We start from the raw sequence: 19,077 nt of genomic DNA, 5'->3' as shown, positions 1-19,077 counted from the left end.
GTTGCTACTACCCCCCCATCATATAGCAGCGTATAGCTGCTATTTTTTTTATAATGAATAGGAAATTATAAACTTTTTGAATTGTGGATAATTTATAATTTCTGTTATGAATTTCAAAAAAGTCTACCTTTAAGATCTTTCAAAGAAAGACTTTTTTATAATGAATAGGAAATTATAAACTTTTTGAATTGTGGATAATTTATAATTTCTGTTATGAATTTCAAAAAAGTCTACCTTTAAGATCTTTCAAAGAAAGACTTTTTTATAATGAATAGGAGAGGTATCTATGGAAGAAAGATTAAGGAACTCTTTTATATACGCTTTTTTGTGCGAAAGTAAGTATCTTAAAGATATGATAGTGTTAAATACAAAATCAATGGTTGATGATAAAAATAAAAGACTAAATTATATAGATTATAATAGACTTAAAGATGAGTTATTGCTTTACAAATGTTATGGAGAAAAAAATAATAGATCTATATATAATCTTAATTATATACTTCCAATAATACTTTGTAATACAAATTTAATAAAATGTGAGGAAGAAGTTTCAAAAAATATAAGTTTTTATACTGATAAATATGAATATATATTTGCGGGTATTATATACAATTATGTAATGCAAACTATAATAAAAGACAAAGATATCAGTATTAACGATATTATAACTAAATTGAAAGAGTATATCATAGAATTTAATATGGATAACATTGATATTATAAATTTCAATAAATGTAAAATATACGTAATGCAAAAACTTGATAGATTTCTAAAAAAAGATATAAATCTTATAAAAGAAGAAAATATAATAGATGGAGTTTTAAGGGTTTTATATCAGGTGTATATAAAAGACTACAATGAGGAAATTGAAGAGCTTAAAAGCGTAAAAAATTCTATGCTTGCACTTTTAGGATTTGAATTTGATAATAAAAATATCGAAGGATTTTCTTTTATAAACTCACTTTCACAATATATACTAAAACTTAGAAAATATGAAATAAATAAGAAAATATATAATGAAAAAGTAAATCCAAAAGATTTAATAAAACTAAATATAGGGGATATGGTATATAATCCGATACTTAACAATATAAAAGTAATAGATAAGAAATTAGATAATGATATTTTATATATAAAAGTACTTTCAAAGTCCGGTGAATATAGTTTTAAATTTAAAAGAGCCTAGTGGCTCTTTTAAATTTACTCTAAAGATTTAAGGAACTCTTCTTCTGTTTTTTCAGATAAGAAGCATAATTCTTTAAGAATATCATTTTTTAGATCCTTAAATTCTTCAATTTTAGTATTTTCAAACGTATATTCTAATGCTTTTATTATAAGAAGCATATCTCTTTTTGATATTTGGTTGATTGATATTTTGTCGAATTGGTCCATTGAAAATCCCCTTCCTACTGTATTTAATATATAACATATAACTTTCTATAAAATAATCTAAAAACCTTCAAAAATAAACAAATTTTTTACTTTTTCATGCAGTGACTTTTTCAGTTAAAGTCATAATGGAATTTTCAACTATAACCATACCTACAGCAGAAGATATATTTATTGATCCATGTATATCATTTTCAAATCCTATAGGTTTATTTTTATAAGTATCGTATAATTCCTCTATAAAAGCTCTTATGCATTTAGAGTTTACATCTTCTAAGTAAGGAATTTTTATTTTGTCTATTCCTTTGAAATCTTTAAATTTATAGTGTAAATCATTTTCATATTTTAGGTGCTTTATAAGTTTATCATGATAATAATCTCTATCAAAATGAGGTAGACAGAAAAAATCAGATAAAAAGTGACTAATAACGCCTAATCTAGTAGAAAATCTATTAATGGAGATTAAATTTTCACTTAGTCCATCATCAATGAGAGACATTATTTCATCAAGTACAAAGTTAAAACTCTCGTTTTTATAGTGTTTCTTAAGAGCGAGTCTTGGTGAAATGTCAGGCTTCATAGACCCGTAAATTAAACAATTTCTATTTAGGTCTATATCTAACTTGTTTTTGATATTATCATAGACGTGATATGCTATTATCTTATGGGTATGCATTAACATAATTGGCCTCCCAAAGACAAGCTTATATTAATATATTAAACTGAATGAAAATTAATTTCAAATGGATAAATATTACTGTACAAATAGATATTTATTTGTTTTTGTGATAATATATACTGATGCAAAAGAAAGGACTGATGTAATTGAAAATACTACTTACAACATTGAACTCTAAGTTTGTGCATACAAATCTAGCTATAAGATATTTAAAGTCATGCACTAGCCACTTAACTCAAATAGATATAAAAGAATACACAATAAATAATACAATAGATTATATATTAAAAGATATGTACAATGAAAATGCAGATGTAATAGCCTTTTCAACATACATATGGAATGTAGATGAAACATTAAAAATAGCTAAAAACATGAAAAAAATCAGTCCCCATATAAAGATATTATTAGGAGGACCAGAAGTTTCTTACGATTATGTTAAAGTTATGGAAGATAACCCATATATAGATTATTTAATATATGGAGAAGGAGAAGTAACCTTCAGAGAATTTGTAGAATATATGTTAGGAAAAAAAGATATAACAAACATAGATGGTATAGTGTATAGAGAGAATGAAAATATAATAGTTAATAAAGAAAGATGTCTTTTAACCTTGCTTGATGAAATACCTAGTATTTATGAAAACATAGATATAAAAGAATACGAAAATAAAATAGTTTATTATGAAACATCAAGAGGTTGTCCTTTTAACTGTCAATACTGCTTATCATCTACAATAAAAGGGCTTAGGTTCTTTGACATAGAAAGAGTAAAAAAAGAGCTAAAAATACTCATAGATGCTAAGGTAAAGCAGGTTAAATTCGTAGATAGAACATTTAATGCAAATAAAAAATATGCTCTTGATATAATGAATTTCCTTATAGAGCATGATAATGGATATACAAATTTTCACTTTGAAGTTACAGCTCATTTAATAGATGAAGAAATGCTAGAGTTTTTATCTAAATGTAAACAAGGATTGTTTCAATTTGAGGTTGGAGTACAATCTACAAATCCACTTACATTAAAAGAGATACAGCGAAATTGTGATTTTGATAAACTATCATATGTAGTAAAAAAAATATCGAGCTTTAAGAATATACATCAGCATTTAGATCTAATAGCAGGACTTCCTTATGAAAATTATGAAAGTTTTAGAAACTCGTTTAACATGGTATTTAATCTTGGGATAGATCAATTACAATTAGGATTTTTAAAGATGTTAAAAGGATCTGGTGTTAGAAATAATGCAAAAAAGCATGGATATTTATACAAAGATTATCCACCGTATGAAGTATTGTGCAATAATTATATGACATATGGAGAACTCTTAAGAATAAAAGATATAGAAGAAATGTTAGAACTTTACTTTAACTCTGACAACTTTAATTTATCAATTTCGTATATAATCAAAAACTATTATGGAGAAGATGCTTTCAAATTCTTTGAAGATATATCAAGCTTTTGGAATGATAGAGGATATTTTAAAACATCTCAAGGTAAAAATGAACAGTACAAAATACTTTTAGAGTTTTATGAAAACAAGATAAATAAAAAAATAGATTTATTCAAAGAAATATTAAAGTATGATTATGTTTCTTTAGGAAGAACTTCAAATATACCTAATTTCTTTAATAAAATAGAGATTGAAGACTTTAAGAACAGATGTCATAAGTTTTTACAAGAGGAAGAAAATATAAAAAGATTTTTGCCACAATATAAAGATGTAAGTGCCAAAAACATAATAAAATATGTAAATTTCGAAGTGTTTAGATATAATATATCAAAACTTAAACAAGATATATGTTGTGACTTAAAAGAAGAACTAACAATAATGTTATTTATATATGATTTAGATAAGAAGGTATTCGAAAAATCCAAATCATATAATGTAGAAATCTAGGAGGGGAAATATGAAGTACAGAATAGATAAATATCTACTTAAAAAAACACAAGATCTTTCTTTTATAACTATAAAATCTGATGCAGATATAAATTTAAAGGGATATAAAATTCCAGAAGATGGAATAGATGTTCCCATACTTAATGACGAACTTATAAAAAACATAAAGAATAAATCAGAACCTTTGACATTAGCTGCTATAGCAAGAGGAATGATATATATAATAGGTATAGATAAGGATTTTAAATATAATGAAGAATATAAGAAGTTCTTATACTCATTTGATGAAAAAATAGAAGACTATATAGGTTACATGGGAATAAAGAAGTCACAAGATAAAGAATTGACAGAAGGGTTGATATACTTCAAATCTCTTATAACCTTAAATCCAAGAAATGTAAATGCTCTGTATAATTACGCCGTTATATGTCAAGATATAGCTAAAAGGTACGAAAAAACTAAGCAAACAGAAATAATAGAAGATTATCTTTTAGAAGCATTAGAAAAGCTTGAATTAATAATAGATATAGATGAAGAATTTGCACTAGCTTATTATCAATTAGGATATCACTATCATAATCAAAAACAATATTTAAAAGCAAAGCTAACCTGGGAAGAAGGTATAAAAAGAGGGTTAGATGATGATAAATGTAGTGAAATAAAAGAGCAAATCAATAAAATTCAATATAAAGTAGATTATGAAGAGGGATATAATTTAGTTTTACAAGGACAGCCAGAAAAGGGCCTTGAAAAGTTACTCCCATTAGTTCAAGATTATTCTGATTGGTGGAATTTATTATTTTTCATAGGATTAGCTTATAGGCAGCTAGGAAATATAAATGAAGCCATGGAATACTTTGAGAAAATACTTATACTAAATCCAAATCAAGGAGATACAGTAGCTGAAATAGCACTTTGTAATGGTATACTCGGTAATTATGAGAAATCTATAGAAAATTATAAAAAAGCGATAGATATAATAGGAGAAGATCCTGAGCTTTTATGTAATTTGGGCATGACATATCTACAAACTAGAGATTTAGAAAAAGCTAGTGAATATATAAACAAGGCTTATGATATAAATCCAAACGATGAAATAACTGTAGCGTGTCTAAATGAGTTAAGAAAATATAACTAAGCTAGAAAATACTAGCTTGGTTATATTTTTTTTGCATAAAATTGTGAAAATATTATATATTTAAATTGTTCAGTAAAAAAATTTATTTTGTAAGAGGAAAAAGTTTTCTTATATAGAATATATTATTTGGGAGTAAAATACATCAATCGATATAAAAAGACAAAATTCAACTTTATGAGAGGTGATTAATTCATGAGAAAGCTAGATGAAGTTGTTAAAAAAGTGCAACAAATATCTACAATGAAGTTAGCTGTAGCTGCAGCTCAAGATATTGAAGTGCTTGAAGCTGTATTCGATGCTAAGAAACAAGGAATAGTTGAACCAATATTAGTTGGAGATATAGAAAAGGTAAAAGAAATAGCAGATAGTTTAGGCGAAAGCTTAGAAAATATTAAATTAATAGAAGAAAAAGATTTAAGTGAAGCAGCTAAAATTGCTGTGTCTTTAGTTTCCCAAGGTAAAGCTGATTTTGTTATGAAAGGTATACTAGATACATCTATATTACTAAAAGCAGTGTTAGACAAAGAACATGGTCTTAGAACAGATAGCTTACTTAGTCACTTAATGGTATATGAAGTTCCGACTTATCATAAGCTTCTTTTCTTAACTGATGGAGGAATGAACATAAATCCTACATTAGATGAAAAAGCAAAAATACTAAAAAATTCAATTCAAGGTGCTAAAGCATTAGGGCTTGATACAGTAAGGGTTGCATGTCTTGCTGCAAAAGAAAAAGTTAGTGAAAAAATGATAGCAACAGTAGATGCAGCAGCTCTTCAAGAAAAAGGACAAAATGGAGATTTTGGTGAAGGAGTTATAGTTGAAGGACCACTTGCATTTGATTTAGCGGTTTCAAAAGAAGCAGCTCAAATCAAAAATTTTAGAAGTGAAGTTTCAGGAGAAGTTGATGTAATATTAGTTCCTAATATAGAAGTTGGAAATGGGGTTGGTAAATCCCTGACATATATGGCAAATGCAAAATCAGCTGGAATAATAATGGGAGCTAAAGCTCCGGTTGTTTTGGTATCTAGAGCTGATGATGCTCAGTCAAAACTATACTCTATAGCTTTAGGTGCACTAATTGCTAATTATAAATAGGAGGGGGAATATATATGAAAAAGCTAATGACAGGTAATGAAGCTATCGCTAGAGGTTTTTATGAAGCTGGTGGAACTGTAGCATCAGCATATCCAGGAACACCATCAACAGAAATACTTGAGAACATGGCTCAGTATAAGGAGAATGTTTACTGTGAGTGGGCTCCAAATGAAAAGGTAGCTTTAGAAGTAGCTATAGGAGCATCTATAGCAGGAGCAAGAGCACTTGGTGCTATGAAACACGTAGGAGTTAACGTAGCTGCAGATGCACTTATGACTTATGGATACACAGGAGTAAATGGAGGATTAATATTAGTTTCTGCTGATGACCCAGGAATGCACTCATCACAAAATGAACAAGACAATAGATATTATGCTAAATTTGCAAAAATAGCTATGTTAGAGCCAAGTGATAGCCAAGAAGCTAAAGATTTTATTGCTGAAGGTTTAAGAATATCAGAAGAGTTTGATACACCAGTTCTTTTAAGAGTAACTACTAGAATATGTCACTCAAAAGGAATGGTAGAATTAAAGGAAAGAGAAAATGTAGCGATAAAGCCTTACGTTAGAAATATAAGCAAATTCGTTGCAACTCCTGCAAACGGAAAAAAACTTCATGTTATATTAGAAGACAAGTTAGAGAAATTAGAAGAATTCAGTAATAATACTCATTTAAATAGAATTGAGTGGGGAGATAAGAAAATAGGTATTATAACATCAGGAGTAGCTTATGAATACGCTAGAGAAGTGTTTGGGGATAATGCTTCTTACTTAAAATTAGGATTTACTCATCCACTTCCATTCAAGAAAATAGAAGAATTTAGAAATCAAGTAGAAACTTTATATGTAATAGAAGAACTTGAGCCATATATAGAAGAGCAAATAAAAGCCCGTGGTATAGACTGCATAGGTAAAGAAAAAATAACAAGAATAGGAGAATTAAATCCAGATATAATAGCTAAATCTCTTTTAGGAAAAGAAACAGCTATGGTAAGAAATTTAGATGCTGCTAAAGAAGATATTATATCAAGACCACCTACATTATGTGCGGGATGTCCACATAGAGGATTCTTCCATGTTTTATCTAAAAAGAAAAATGTAATGGTAACAGGAGATATAGGATGTTATACGCTAGGATCTTCAGAACCTCTTAATGCAATGGATACTTGTATATGCATGGGTGCATCTATAAGTGCAGGACACGGAGCACAGAAGGCATTTGAAGTTAATGGTGTAGATAAGAAGGTAGTAGGGGTTATAGGAGACTCTACATTCTTCCACTCAGGAATAACAAGCTTAATAGATATAGTTTATAATAAAGGAAATGCTGTTACAGTAATTCTTGACAATAGAATAACTGGTATGACAGGTCATCAAGAAAACCCTGGAACTGGATATACTTTGATGGGAGAGAAAACAGTAGCTATAGACATACCTAAGTTATGTGAAGCAGTAGGAGTAAAAAATGTAATGGTTATAAATCCGCTTGACGTTAAGGCATCTGAGGAAGCTTTAAATAAGGCTTTTGAATCTACTGAACCTACAGTAATTGTAACTAAGTACCCTTGTGCACTTAAGAACTTCTCTGAAGAAGATATAGAAGAGTTTGGATGTCAGCCTTCATTATACAGAGTAATAGATGATAAGTGTAAAGTATGTAAATTATGTTTAAAGACAGGTTGTCCTGCTTTATCATACAGTGACACTGTAAATATAAATAAAGATATGTGTGTAGGATGTTCTGTATGTGCTCAAGTATGTCCATTTGATGCGATAGAAAGGGTAGGTGAATAATATGAAAGAGATAAAAAATGTTCTATTAGTAGGTGTTGGAGGTCAAGGTATAATATTAGCATCTAAAATACTTACAAGTGGATTAATAGATGCAGGTTATGACGTTAAAATGTCAGAAGTACACGGAATGGCCCAAAGAGGTGGAAGTGTAACAACACAAGTAAGATATGGTGAAAAAGTATATTCACCTATAATAGGAAAAGGTCAAGCAGATGTTATAGTAGCATTTGAGAAAGTAGAAGCTCTAAGATGGATTGATTACCTAAAGCCAGATGGAAAAATAGTAATAAATGACTATGAAATACCTTCTGCAACAGTAATAGCAGGAAAAGAAAAATACCCTCAAGGTATAATAGAAAAAGTAAAATTACTTTGTGATGATGTTACTGTAATAAAAGCTGCTGATGAAGCTGTGGAACTTGGAAATATAAAAGCTCAAAATATAGTAATGCTTGGAGGACTTATAAAAGCTTTAGACCTTCAAGACGCAGATTGGAATAAAGCTGTTAAAGAAAATGTTAAAGAAAAATTTGTAGAACTAAATACTAAAGCAATAGAAAGAGGAATGAATAGATAAATTAATTGTTGCAAGATAGCTATAAAAAAGGCAAATAGTTAAGCCGATAGCTATCTTGTTTTTATATAAAAATATGCGAATATTAATGTGTGAAATATGCATTTAATTAGCGAAATGAAGCGTACAAAAATAATAAAAATCGACATAATGTTCAAAAAATACTGTGGAAAGAATTTTATGAAAGTGGTACAATATAGTAAATGTTTTCAAAATTTTTCACAATTTAAAATGAGTTTTGAATATTAAACTATAATTAGAGGGGGATGAAAATGAGCTTTAAATCAGACATAGAAATAGCTCAAGAAGCTAAACTTAAGGATATAAGGGAGATAGCAAAAAAGCTTGATTTGAATGAAGACGACTTAGAACTTTACGGAAAGTATAAGGCAAAAGTAGATTATAATTTATTGAAAAATGGTAAATCAAAAGATTCGAAGTTAATACTTGTTACTGCTATAAATCCAACTCCAGCAGGAGAAGGAAAAACTACTACGACTATAGGAGTTGCAGATGCATTATCACGCCTTGGAAAAAACACTCTAGTTGCATTAAGGGAGCCATCTTTAGGGCCTGTATTTGGAGTTAAGGGAGGAGCTGCAGGTGGCGGATATGCCCAAGTTGTTCCAATGGAAGATATAAACCTTCACTTCACAGGAGATTTTCATGCTATAGGAGCTGCTAATAATTTGCTTGCAGCTATGATAGATAATCATATATATCAAGGGAACGCTCTTGATATAGATACTAGAAGAATAACATGGAAAAGAGCTGTTGATATGAATGATAGACAGCTAAGATTTATAACTAATGGATTAAATGGAAAAGCCAATGGAGTTCCAAGAGAAGATGGATTTGATATAACTGTTGCATCTGAAGTTATGGCAGCTTTTTGTTTAGCTAATGATATAATAGATTTGAAGGAAAGGCTTTCAAAAATAATAATAGGATATACAAGAAGTGGTGAGCCTGTTACAGCAGGACAATTAAATGCACATGGAGCTATGGCAGCACTTTTGAAGGATGCTCTAAAACCTAATTTAGTTCAGACACTAGAAGGAACTCCTGCATTTGTACATGGAGGGCCATTTGCTAATATAGCTCATGGATGTAACTCTGTTATAGCTACAAAAATGGCTATGCATTTTGCAGATTATGTAGTTACAGAAGCAGGATTTGGAGCAGATTTAGGAGCTGAAAAGTTTATAGATATAAAATGTAGAATGTCTAATTTAAAGCCAGATGCTGTTATAATAGTTGCTACAATAAAGGCTTTGAAATACAATGGTGGAGTAGCTAAGCAAGATTTAAATGAAGAAAATTTAGATGCTCTTGAAAAAGGAATACCTAATCTTTTGAAACATGTTGAGAATATAACTAAAGTATTCAAACTTCCTGCGGTAGTTGCAATAAATAGATTCCCGTTTGATACAGAAAAAGAGCTTAATCTTATAAAAGATAAATGTAAAGAGTTAGGTGTAAACGTTGCATTATCAGAGGTATGGGCTAAAGGAGGAGAAGGTGGACAAGAACTGGCTAATGAGGTTTTAAGATTGATTGAAGAAGGAGAAAATAACTTTAGCTATGCATACGATCTAGATATACCTATTAAAGAAAAGATAAGAGCGATAGCACAGAAAGTATATGGAGCAGATGATGTAGAGTTTACATCGGGTGCATCTAAAGAAATAGCAAACCTTGAGAAATTAGGTTTTGACAAGCTTCCAATATGTATGGCAAAAACTCAATATTCTTTGACGGATGATCAGACGAAACTAGGAAGACCTACAGGCTTTAAGATTACTGTAAGGCAAGTTAAAGTGTCAGCAGGAGCTGGATTTATAGTTGCACTTACTGGTGAAATAATGACAATGCCTGGACTTCCTAAAGTTCCATCGGCTGAAAAAATAGATGTAGATGAGAATGGAGTAATAAGTGGATTGTTTTAATCTAAAACCAGCTGCAATTTATGCAGCTGGATTTAATTATAAGGGAGGAAGCAGCATGAAAATATTACTAGGAAAGCCTGTTGCAGATAAAATAACACAAGAACTTATAACAGAAGTTAACAAACTAAAAGAAAAATGCGTAACCCCTAAGCTGACTATAGTTAGAGTAGGAAATAAAGAAGATGATATGGCTTATCAAAGAGGGGCAATAAAAAGGTGTGAGAGCATAGGTATACAGGTAGATGTTAAAGCTTTTGATGATGATATAGATGAAATTGAGTTTATAGATGGTCTAAAAAATATAAATGAAGATAAGAGTGTAAATGGAATATTAGTTTTAAGGCCACTTCCTAAACATATAGACGAAGATAAAATAAAAAATATAATCAATCCTAATAAAGATGTAGATTGTCTTAATACTATAAATTTAGGGAAGTTATTAGAAGGAGATAAGTCAGGATTTGCACCTTGTACACCTACAGCAGTAATGGAAATATTAAAATATTATGAAATTCCTGTAGAATCTAAAAATGTAGTTGTTATAGGTAGATCAACAGTTGTAGGAAAGCCTATTTCAATACTTCTATTAAATAAAAATGCTACTGTTACTATATGTCATTCTAAAACTGAAGATTTAGAAAGTATAACAAGAGAAGCTGATATATTGATAGCAGCAGTTGGAAAAGCCAAGATGATAAATAAAAGTTTTATAAAAGAAGATGCTATAGTAATTGATGTTGGAATAAATGTTGATGAAGATGGGAATTTATGTGGAGATGTTGATTTTGAAGACTGCAAAGACAAAGCAGCTATGATAACTCCTGTACCGAGGGGAGTAGGATCAGTGACAACAAGTATACTTGCTAAACACGTAGTTAATGCTGCAAAAATTCAATAAAATATAGTATAAAAAATATTGACATGATGAAACTGCTATGATATTATTATACATGTCAATAGGACGAGCGGGTGTAGCTCAGTGGTAGAGTTCCGGCCTTCCAAGCCGGCTGCGAGGGTTCGATCCCCTTCACCCGCTCCATTTTTTATATATGGAGAAGTACTCAAGTGGCTGAAGAGGCTCCCCTGCTAAGGGAGTAGGTCTCGCAAGGGGCGCGAGGGTTCAAATCCCTCCTTCTCCGCCAATCAAGGAAGATAGCTTATTTAATGCTATCTTTTTCTATTCATAACCACTTATCAAAATTATTTTTCACTAACAAATCCAGCATACTCATTAATATATTCCAGTTTAATTCTTACTCTTATTTAGTTTTTAGATAATTGCTACAGATGAGATTAGGTAATTGAAATTCTATTGAAACTTATATTTTTTTAGTGTATACTACTTACTAGAAAACTTGAGCCTACGTAATCTTATGATACAAAAGTAGGAACATCAAAATATTATTATATATGATTGTATTGAATTCAAAGTAGCACTATAATGTTAAAGTACTTTGAATTTTTTTAATACCTAATTTAGAAATATCAACTAAAAATAACAAGAGAGAGAGATGAAATATGAAACATAAAGCTGTAGTTCTTGGGGCTAATTATTATATAGGTCTTAGTGTAATTAGATGTTTAGGAGTTAACGGAGTACATGTAGTAGCAGTAGATTACTCTGACAAAAACACATACGGTTTTTATTCTAAATACTGCTCTGAAACTTTAGTAGGACCACACTACAAAAAAGATCCTGAGGCATTTTTAGAATTTTTAATAGAATATGCAAAAAAGCAGGACAATCCTCCAGTATTATTTCCTTGTGCGGATCCTTATGTAGAATTTTTAGACAAGTATCTTTCAGTACTGAGAAAATATTTTCTAATTCCTCAAACTGAGGAAAATCTTTATACAAAATTAATGAATAAAGATACTCTTAGAGATTTAGCAATTAAGCATGATGTTTTGGTTCCTGAAACATTAACTACAGATGATGAAAATCTTATAGAAAAAGTAGAAGAGATTATAAAATATCCATGCCTAGTTAAACCAGTAGATTCTCACGCATTTGTTGCTAAATTTAGAAAGAAGCTATTTAAGGTATATAATAAAGAAGAGTTAATTTCATCAATAAAACTTGCTAATAAAGAAAATATAGAAGTTATAGTTCAAAGGATAATTCCAGGCTTTGATGATCATATGTATACATTTGATGCTTATTTAAACCAAGATGCTAAGATTACTCATTGGGTTACTTGCCAGAAAATGCGTCAGTATCCTATCAATTTTGGTGCATCTGTATATACTCAACAAAAATATGTTCCAGAGCTGTATGAAATAGGTTCAAGATTTTTAGAAGGGGTTAAGTTTAAGGGTTTTGCAGAGATAGAGTTTAAAAAAGACTCTAATACAGGAAAGTACTATCTAATAGAAGTAAATGTTAGAACTACTAACTTAAATAATTTATTATATAAGGTAGGAATTAATATGCCATATATTGCATACATGGAGCTTACTGGATCTCCTCTAAGTCCTAAGGCTATCACAAGTGATAAAAATTTAGTATTTTGGTATGCATATGAAGATTTCCTAGCGGTTAAAGGATACATTAAAACTAAACAACTAACATTACTGCAAGTTATTAAGTCATATTTTAGACCAAAGGCGTATGCGATTTGGGATTATAACGACCCACAGCCTTTTATTGTATTCTTAAGATCTTTACTTGATAAAATATCAGGAAAGTTATTCAAATAATTTCATGAATAAGGGCGAATAACTAATAGAAAGGAGAAACCCATGATAAAATTATATGAATTGCTTAAATCTATTGATATCATAGATATGAAAAATGAAAAAAATGTCGATGTAACAGGCATTGCTTATAATTCTAAAAATGTAACACCAGGTGATATTTTTGTATGCATAAAAGGATACAAAACAGATGGCCATAAATATATTTTTAGTGCAATCTCAAATGGAGCAGTGGCGATTGTGGTAGAAGATTTTCAAGAAGGCTGGGATATACCTCAAATCAAAGTAAGTAATAGCAGATATGCACTAGCTGCTTTAAGTGATTATTTTTACGGATGCCCTTCTAAGAAATTGAAAATGATCGGAATTACTGCAACAAATGGAAAAACTACAACTACTTTTATGACTAATTCAATTTTAGAAGCTTACGGAATTGAAACAGGTGTAATAGGAACGGTATCTATAAAAATAGGAAACAATATAATTCCATCTCAGTTGACGACACCAGAATCTTTAGACTTGCATAGATACCTTCATAGTATGAATAAAGAGGGGATTTCTCATGTAGCTATGGAAGTTTCATCTTCAGCACTAGAGCTTTCTCGTGTAGGCAATGTAGAATTTGATATAGTAGCTTTTAATAACATTAGTAGAGAACATATAGATTTGCACGGATCATTTGAAAATTATTTTGACAGTAAAGCAAGTTTAATAAGAAACGCAAGCGAAAAACAATGGGCTATTTTGAATTTAGATTGCCCATACTCAGCTTCGCTAGTCAACCAAACAAAAGCTAAAACTCTTACGTTTGGAATAGAAAATAATACTGGAGATTTATGGTGTAGAGATATAGATTTATCAACTGGTAGAGCAAAATTTATAGTTGAAGTTAGAAAAGAGTTCAAAGTTGATGATATAGTATATAAGCCAACAATGTTTGATATAGAGCTTTCAACTCCTGGTTATCACTCAGTATACAATGCTATGGTGGCTATTATGGCTGGGTTATTGTGCGGTGTTCCAATACCTGTTATCCAGAAAGGTATAAATCAATTTAAAGGAGTGGAAAGACGTTTTGAGATTATTTTTGAAGATGAATTTAAGATAATAGATGACCACTTTGCTAATCCTGGAAATATAAACATAACACTAGAAACTTTACAAAAAATGAAATATAACAACCTAAAGTTAGTATACGCTATTCGTGGAAATAGGGGACCTATTGTAAATAAAGAAAATGCTCAGATGATAGCCAAGTGGGCACCAAAGCTTGATATGAATGAAATAATAGTTACGTTAAGTAAATCACATGTAACTGAAAAAGATAGAGTACAAGATGAAGAATTAATAGCTTTCCAAAGAGTTATGTCAGAACAAGGAATTAAGGTTCATTTATATGAGGAATTATCAGATGCGATTGAGTACGCTCTTTCAGGAATAGGTAACGATGATGTTTTGATGTTAGCAGGTTGCCAAGGAATGGATTATGGAGCTAAAATTGCACTAGAGATATTAAGTAGGCTAAAACCTTATATTGATACAAAAGTTTTATTCAGACCTTTGGAAAAAAGAGTAGCAGGAATGGAATAATATATGAAATATCTAGTTTTTTAGAAAAGAGGTACAATTATGAACGATAAAGTTATAGGTATCATAGGTGGCATGGGGCCAGAAGCGACAGCTAACCTTTATATGAAAATTATAAAAGCTACAAAAACTAAGGCTGATCAAGATCATTTTAGAGTTATAATTGATAGTAATCCAAAAATTCCAGACCGCACTCAAGCCATTTTATATAATGGTAAAAGTCCAGTAGATGATATAGTAAAGACTGCTAAAAACCTTGAACTTATAGGTGTAGATGTAGGGTGTATACCTTGTATGACTTCCCATTATTTTATAGAAAGTATTCAGGAAAGTGTGTCCTATCCTATAATAAATGCATTTGAGGAAGTTAATAAGTATATTTTAGCTAATTATCCTAGAGTTAACACTGTAGGTGTTCTAGCCACATCAGGTACTGTTAAAACGGGACTATTTGAAAAGTATTTAGATAATATTAATATTATTTATCCTGATAATAAAGATCAAGAAGAGAAGGTTATGCAAGCTATTTATGGAGAATATGGTATAAAAAGTGGAAATCTTGGAGAAAAACCACTTATGCTTCTTAAAGAAGCAGCTACGAAACTAGTGCAAAATGGAGCTGAACTTTTAATTTCGGGCTGTACAGAAATAGGGCTAGTACTAAAACAAGAACATTTAGATATACCAATAATAGATCCCATGGAAATAATTGCACAAACTTTAGTTAAACTATAAAAAAGTAGGCATCTTAAAAGGTGCCTACTTTTTATGATTAAACTCAGAATTTATGATGTATTTTCCTAAACTTCTAATGTTGTCTTCAAGGAAGCGTTTATCAAATTTCAATGGAATAATATTCTCTATATTAAAAAAAACTACAGGAACCTCATTTATATCTTTTCCTTTCTTTACATTTAAGTTTATGGTAAGAGTATCTTCACATCCATACAAGGTATAATTGTCATTATAAAGCTCTACATTAAGTGGAAGCTTTTTATTCAGCCTATATTCTAAGGAAAGAGTATTTTTTCTTAATTTAAAAGAGTTAAGTCTTAATTTAAAATGTTCTTTAAATATAAGACAATCAATAAATTCCTCTTTAGAATCTATAAGTTCCTTGATTTTAAAAAGCTTACCTAGATAATATATATCTTCATAATTGTGAAGAAGTATTTTATCCTTAAGACTTGAATCTTTACTTAATACGAATTTTTTATAAAGCTCTACACTTTCTTTTCCAGATATAGTATCCTTTCTATCTATGTTTAATAGTTTCTCTACAGTTTTAAGCTTACAATCAATAAGTCCAAGTTTTTCCTTATGAGGCTTAACTAATCTTAAGATATCTACATCATTTTTTTTATCTATACAATAATCTAGCTTATTATGAGAAAATCTTTCATTTAGAAATGGTATATCAAATGTGGTACCGTTGAAACTAATATGTCCTTTAAAAGTTTTAAAAAGTTCCTTGAAATAAAAAAGTATCTCCTTTTCAAACGAGGGGTCATGAGCAAAAAATTGCTGAATCACAGTTTTGTTATTTTTGATATACAAAACGCCTATAAGTATAACATAGCTATACTTTGGACTAAGGCCTGTTGTTTCTATATCAAACACACAAAACCCCTCAGGAATATCTATTAGTTCATCTAGTGTATTAGTTATAATCTCCATAAAAACCTCCTAAATAAAATACATGAATATATGATTTACTATGTATTATAATATTAGCATGAATATGATTATATCATATGTAAAACGAGGTGGACTAAGTGTTTATTATCCTAATAAAGACATTAATATTTATGGAAAACAAGGTTTTATTAATAAAAAGATCAAATAGTGCATTTGCATCACATAAATGGGATTTGCCAGGTGGAAAATTAGAGTTTAGAGAAAATCCTATAGAATGTCTAAAAAGAGAAGTTCTAGAAGAAACAGGACTTGATGTAGATATATTTGATATAGCTTCAGTGGATAGTGCTTTTGAAATGGATAAAAGACAATATGTAAGCTTAATTTATGAAGCAAAGTACATAAAGGGGAAAGTTAATCTAAGTTATGAACATGAAGATTATATATGGGTAGAACCTGAAAAAGCATTAGATATGGATTTGGTATATTATACAAAGAATGCGATAAAGGCTCATTTAAAGAGAAAGGAAAGATTAATAACTTAAAAAGATTTTGTGATATTATATAAATATTACTAAATCTAAGACTAGGTGATATACATGAAATTTACATACGAGAATTTAAATGATAAACAAAAGCAAGCTGTAGATCATATAAAAGGGCCATGTATAGTATTAGCAGGACCCGGGTCTGGAAAGACTAGAGTTATAACACATAGAATAGTAAATTTAATAGAGAATAATATAAATCCACAAAATATATTAGCCATAAGTTTTACTAAATCTTCTGCACTTGAAATGAAGGATAGAACTATAAGACTATCATCAGGAGCAAGTAGAGTTAATTTTGGAACATTCCATTCTATATTTTTTAACATTCTTAGAAATTTTAGAAACTATACCATGGAAAATATTTTAGACGAAAAAAATAAAAGATATATATTTAAGAACATACTAAAGACATGTCACATAGAAAACTATGAAGATGACGAGTTTATATCATCTATAATAAATGAAATATCATTTGTTACAAATGAACTTATGAATGTAAATGAATTTGAGTCTAGCTTAGTTTCTAATGATGAATTTACTAGAATTTATGATATGTATAGAAAATATAAAATAGATATGAAGAAGATAGATTTTGATGATATGCTAATACATACTTACAACCTCTTAAAAGATAATGATGATGTGCTGAGTATAGTTGCAAACAAATACAAATATGTACTGATAGATGAATTTCAAGACGTAAATAAAGTACAGTTTGAGGTTTTGAAACTTATAGTGAAATATACACAAAATATATTTGTAGTTGGAGATGAAGATCAGTCTATATATGGATTTAGAGGAGCTAGGCCTGATTTTCTCTTACAGTTTGAAAAGTATTTTTCACCAGTAAACAAAATAATATTAGATATAAATTATAGAAGTACTGATAAAATAATAGACGGATCGAATAAGCTAATTTCAAATAATAGCAAAAGATATGAAAAAGTAATAAAAGGACTAAAAAAAAGCAATGAGAATATAGAATATATATCATCAAATGACTCAGAAGAAGAGGGAAGAAAAATAGGAAAGATAATAAACAGTATAGTAGATAACAAAAATCTATATTATTCAGATATAGCAATAATATATAGAACAAATATGCAAGCAAGAGCTGTAATAGATGTATTTATGGATATGAATATACCTTTTGTTGTCAAAGACTCAATGATAACCTTATACGACCACTGGGTAGCTAAAGATATAATAGCTTACTTAAAACTGTGTATAGATATAAAATTAAAAGATGAATTTGCTAGGATAATAAACAAGCCTTTTAGATATATATCTAAGGATAATATAAACTTTGCACTTAAGAGTAATGACTTTATAAATTGTATAAAAAGTAAATTATTACCATGGCAGATAAAAACTATAGAAGACCTTGAAATAGATATTAACTATATTAGTTGTTTGCCTCCTAAGGAAGCTATATCTTATATAAGAACTACTTTAGAATACGATAGACATATACTTGATTATTGCTCGCAGAGAAAAATAAAAAGTACAGGATTATTTGACATATTAAATGAAATAGAAAGCTCAGGAGCAAGCTTTCAAACTATAAATGAATATCTAACTCATATAGAAAAAGTGAAAGATGAAATTACAAGCAAAAGTAATGAAGATAGTGATAGTGTTGTTTTAACTACGATACACAGTTCTAAAGGTCTTGAATTTAAAAATGTATTTATAATTGGAGCTATAGAAGGGGTTATGCCACATGAAAAATCGTTTGAAGATGAAGAACTTATAGAAGAAGAAAGAAGACTTTTTTATGTAGCTATGACTAGAGCTATGGAAAAGTTATATATATCCTATATAAGAAATAGATATGGAAAAAGAGCGTATATGTCTAGATTTATAGAAGAAGTTAGTAGTGTAACATATGATGAACTGAACTCAATAAAACAAGGTGATAATGTATACCATAAGATTTTTAAAGATGGTAAAGTTATAAGTAAAAAAGGTAATATTATAGAAGTTAAATTTAAATATGAAATAAAGACATTAGATTATGAAACGTGTTTAAAATATAATATTCTTCAAAAGTTATAACAATGTATATATATGGATATAA

The 19,077-nt window shown here is 29.3% G+C and carries 16 protein-coding genes and 2 tRNA genes; 15 read left to right on the top strand and 3 right to left on the bottom strand.

Annotated features, from left to right (window positions below):
- Nucleotides 1–286 precede the first annotated feature (286 nt).
- Nucleotides 287–1,186, top strand: a complete 900-nt coding sequence (locus CLOTH_RS08285) for a hypothetical protein (protein ID WP_079413012.1) — start codon at nucleotides 287–289, stop codon at nucleotides 1,184–1,186.
- A gap of 14 nt (nucleotides 1,187–1,200) precedes the next feature.
- Here CLOTH_RS08285 and CLOTH_RS08280 read toward each other — a convergent pair whose 3' ends face one another.
- Nucleotides 1,201–1,392 carry a hypothetical protein gene (locus CLOTH_RS08280; protein WP_079413010.1) on the bottom strand — a complete coding sequence of 64 codons (192 nt, stop codon included), beginning with the start codon at nucleotides 1,390–1,392 and terminating at the stop codon, nucleotides 1,201–1,203.
- A 94-nt stretch (nucleotides 1,393–1,486) separates the two neighbouring features.
- Complete coding sequence (locus CLOTH_RS08275) at nucleotides 1,487–2,071, bottom strand: zinc dependent phospholipase C family protein (RefSeq protein WP_079413008.1); 585 nt, start codon at nucleotides 2,069–2,071, stop codon at nucleotides 1,487–1,489.
- A 143-nt stretch (nucleotides 2,072–2,214) separates the two neighbouring features.
- Here CLOTH_RS08275 and CLOTH_RS08270 point away from each other — a divergent pair, with 143 nt between their 5' ends.
- The 12 genes from CLOTH_RS08270 to cuyB all read left to right on the top strand — a co-directional run bounded on the left by CLOTH_RS08270 (nucleotide 2,215) and on the right by cuyB (nucleotide 15,543).
- Nucleotides 2,215–3,972: a B12-binding domain-containing radical SAM protein gene (locus CLOTH_RS08270; RefSeq protein WP_079413006.1), complete on the top strand. Its 1,758-nt coding sequence runs from the start codon at nucleotides 2,215–2,217 to the stop codon at nucleotides 3,970–3,972.
- A 10-nt stretch (nucleotides 3,973–3,982) separates the two neighbouring features.
- Nucleotides 3,983–5,110: a tetratricopeptide repeat protein gene (locus tag CLOTH_RS08265; RefSeq protein WP_079413004.1), complete on the top strand. Its 1,128-nt coding sequence runs from the start codon at nucleotides 3,983–3,985 to the stop codon at nucleotides 5,108–5,110.
- A gap of 192 nt (nucleotides 5,111–5,302) precedes the next feature.
- Nucleotides 5,303–6,208 (top strand): bifunctional enoyl-CoA hydratase/phosphate acetyltransferase, encoded by a 906-nt coding sequence (locus CLOTH_RS08260; protein WP_079413002.1) that lies wholly within the window; start codon nucleotides 5,303–5,305, stop codon nucleotides 6,206–6,208.
- A 14-nt stretch (nucleotides 6,209–6,222) separates the two neighbouring features.
- Complete coding sequence (gene iorA / locus CLOTH_RS08255) at nucleotides 6,223–8,001, top strand: indolepyruvate ferredoxin oxidoreductase subunit alpha (RefSeq protein ID WP_079413000.1); 1,779 nt, start codon at nucleotides 6,223–6,225, stop codon at nucleotides 7,999–8,001.
- Nucleotide 8,002: 1 nt separating this feature from the next.
- Nucleotides 8,003–8,578, top strand: a complete 576-nt coding sequence (locus CLOTH_RS08250) for an indolepyruvate oxidoreductase subunit beta (protein ID WP_079412998.1) — start codon at nucleotides 8,003–8,005, stop codon at nucleotides 8,576–8,578.
- Nucleotides 8,579–8,847: 269 nt separating this feature from the next.
- Nucleotides 8,848–10,524, top strand: coding sequence for a formate--tetrahydrofolate ligase (locus CLOTH_RS08245; RefSeq protein WP_079412996.1), 1,677 nt, complete (start codon nucleotides 8,848–8,850; stop codon nucleotides 10,522–10,524).
- A 55-nt stretch (nucleotides 10,525–10,579) separates the two neighbouring features.
- Nucleotides 10,580–11,422, top strand: coding sequence for a bifunctional 5,10-methylenetetrahydrofolate dehydrogenase/5,10-methenyltetrahydrofolate cyclohydrolase (locus CLOTH_RS08240; RefSeq protein ID WP_079413058.1), 843 nt, complete (start codon nucleotides 10,580–10,582; stop codon nucleotides 11,420–11,422).
- Nucleotides 11,423–11,489: 67 nt separating this feature from the next.
- Nucleotides 11,490–11,563 (top strand) — tRNA-Gly (locus tag CLOTH_RS08235).
- 12 nt (nucleotides 11,564–11,575) lie between these two features.
- Nucleotides 11,576–11,666 (top strand) — tRNA-Ser (locus CLOTH_RS08230).
- Nucleotides 11,667–12,042: 376 nt separating this feature from the next.
- Nucleotides 12,043–13,224, top strand: a complete 1,182-nt coding sequence (locus tag CLOTH_RS08225) for a carboxylate--amine ligase (protein WP_079412994.1) — start codon at nucleotides 12,043–12,045, stop codon at nucleotides 13,222–13,224.
- Between the two features lie 42 nt (nucleotides 13,225–13,266).
- On the top strand, nucleotides 13,267–14,811 hold the full coding sequence (locus CLOTH_RS08220; protein WP_079412992.1) for a Mur ligase family protein: 1,545 nt from the start codon (nucleotides 13,267–13,269) through the stop codon (nucleotides 14,809–14,811).
- Between the two features lie 39 nt (nucleotides 14,812–14,850).
- Nucleotides 14,851–15,543 carry a cysteate racemase gene (cuyB, locus tag CLOTH_RS08215; protein WP_079412990.1) on the top strand — a complete coding sequence of 231 codons (693 nt, stop codon included), beginning with the start codon at nucleotides 14,851–14,853 and terminating at the stop codon, nucleotides 15,541–15,543.
- A gap of 24 nt (nucleotides 15,544–15,567) precedes the next feature.
- Here the strand turns inward: cuyB and CLOTH_RS08210 are convergent, their stop codons facing one another.
- Nucleotides 15,568–16,485: a ribonuclease H-like domain-containing protein gene (locus tag CLOTH_RS08210; protein WP_079412988.1), complete on the bottom strand. Its 918-nt coding sequence runs from the start codon at nucleotides 16,483–16,485 to the stop codon at nucleotides 15,568–15,570.
- 131 nt (nucleotides 16,486–16,616) lie between these two features.
- On the opposite strand from CLOTH_RS08210, the gene CLOTH_RS08205 reads away from it, so the two are divergent.
- Nucleotides 16,617–16,991 carry an NUDIX domain-containing protein gene (locus CLOTH_RS08205; protein ID WP_143715450.1) on the top strand — a complete coding sequence of 125 codons (375 nt, stop codon included), beginning with the start codon at nucleotides 16,617–16,619 and terminating at the stop codon, nucleotides 16,989–16,991.
- Between the two features lie 54 nt (nucleotides 16,992–17,045).
- Nucleotides 17,046–19,055, top strand: coding sequence for an ATP-dependent helicase (locus tag CLOTH_RS08200; RefSeq protein WP_079412984.1), 2,010 nt, complete (start codon nucleotides 17,046–17,048; stop codon nucleotides 19,053–19,055).
- Nucleotides 19,056–19,077 lie beyond the last annotated feature (22 nt).

The organism is Alkalithermobacter paradoxus (assembly GCA_002029295.1).
Classification (GTDB): domain Bacteria; phylum Bacillota; class Clostridia; order Peptostreptococcales; family Peptostreptococcaceae; genus Alkalithermobacter; species Alkalithermobacter paradoxus.
Note: the sequence above shows the minus strand (reverse complement) of the source record. Positions and strands in the feature narration are given on the sequence as shown.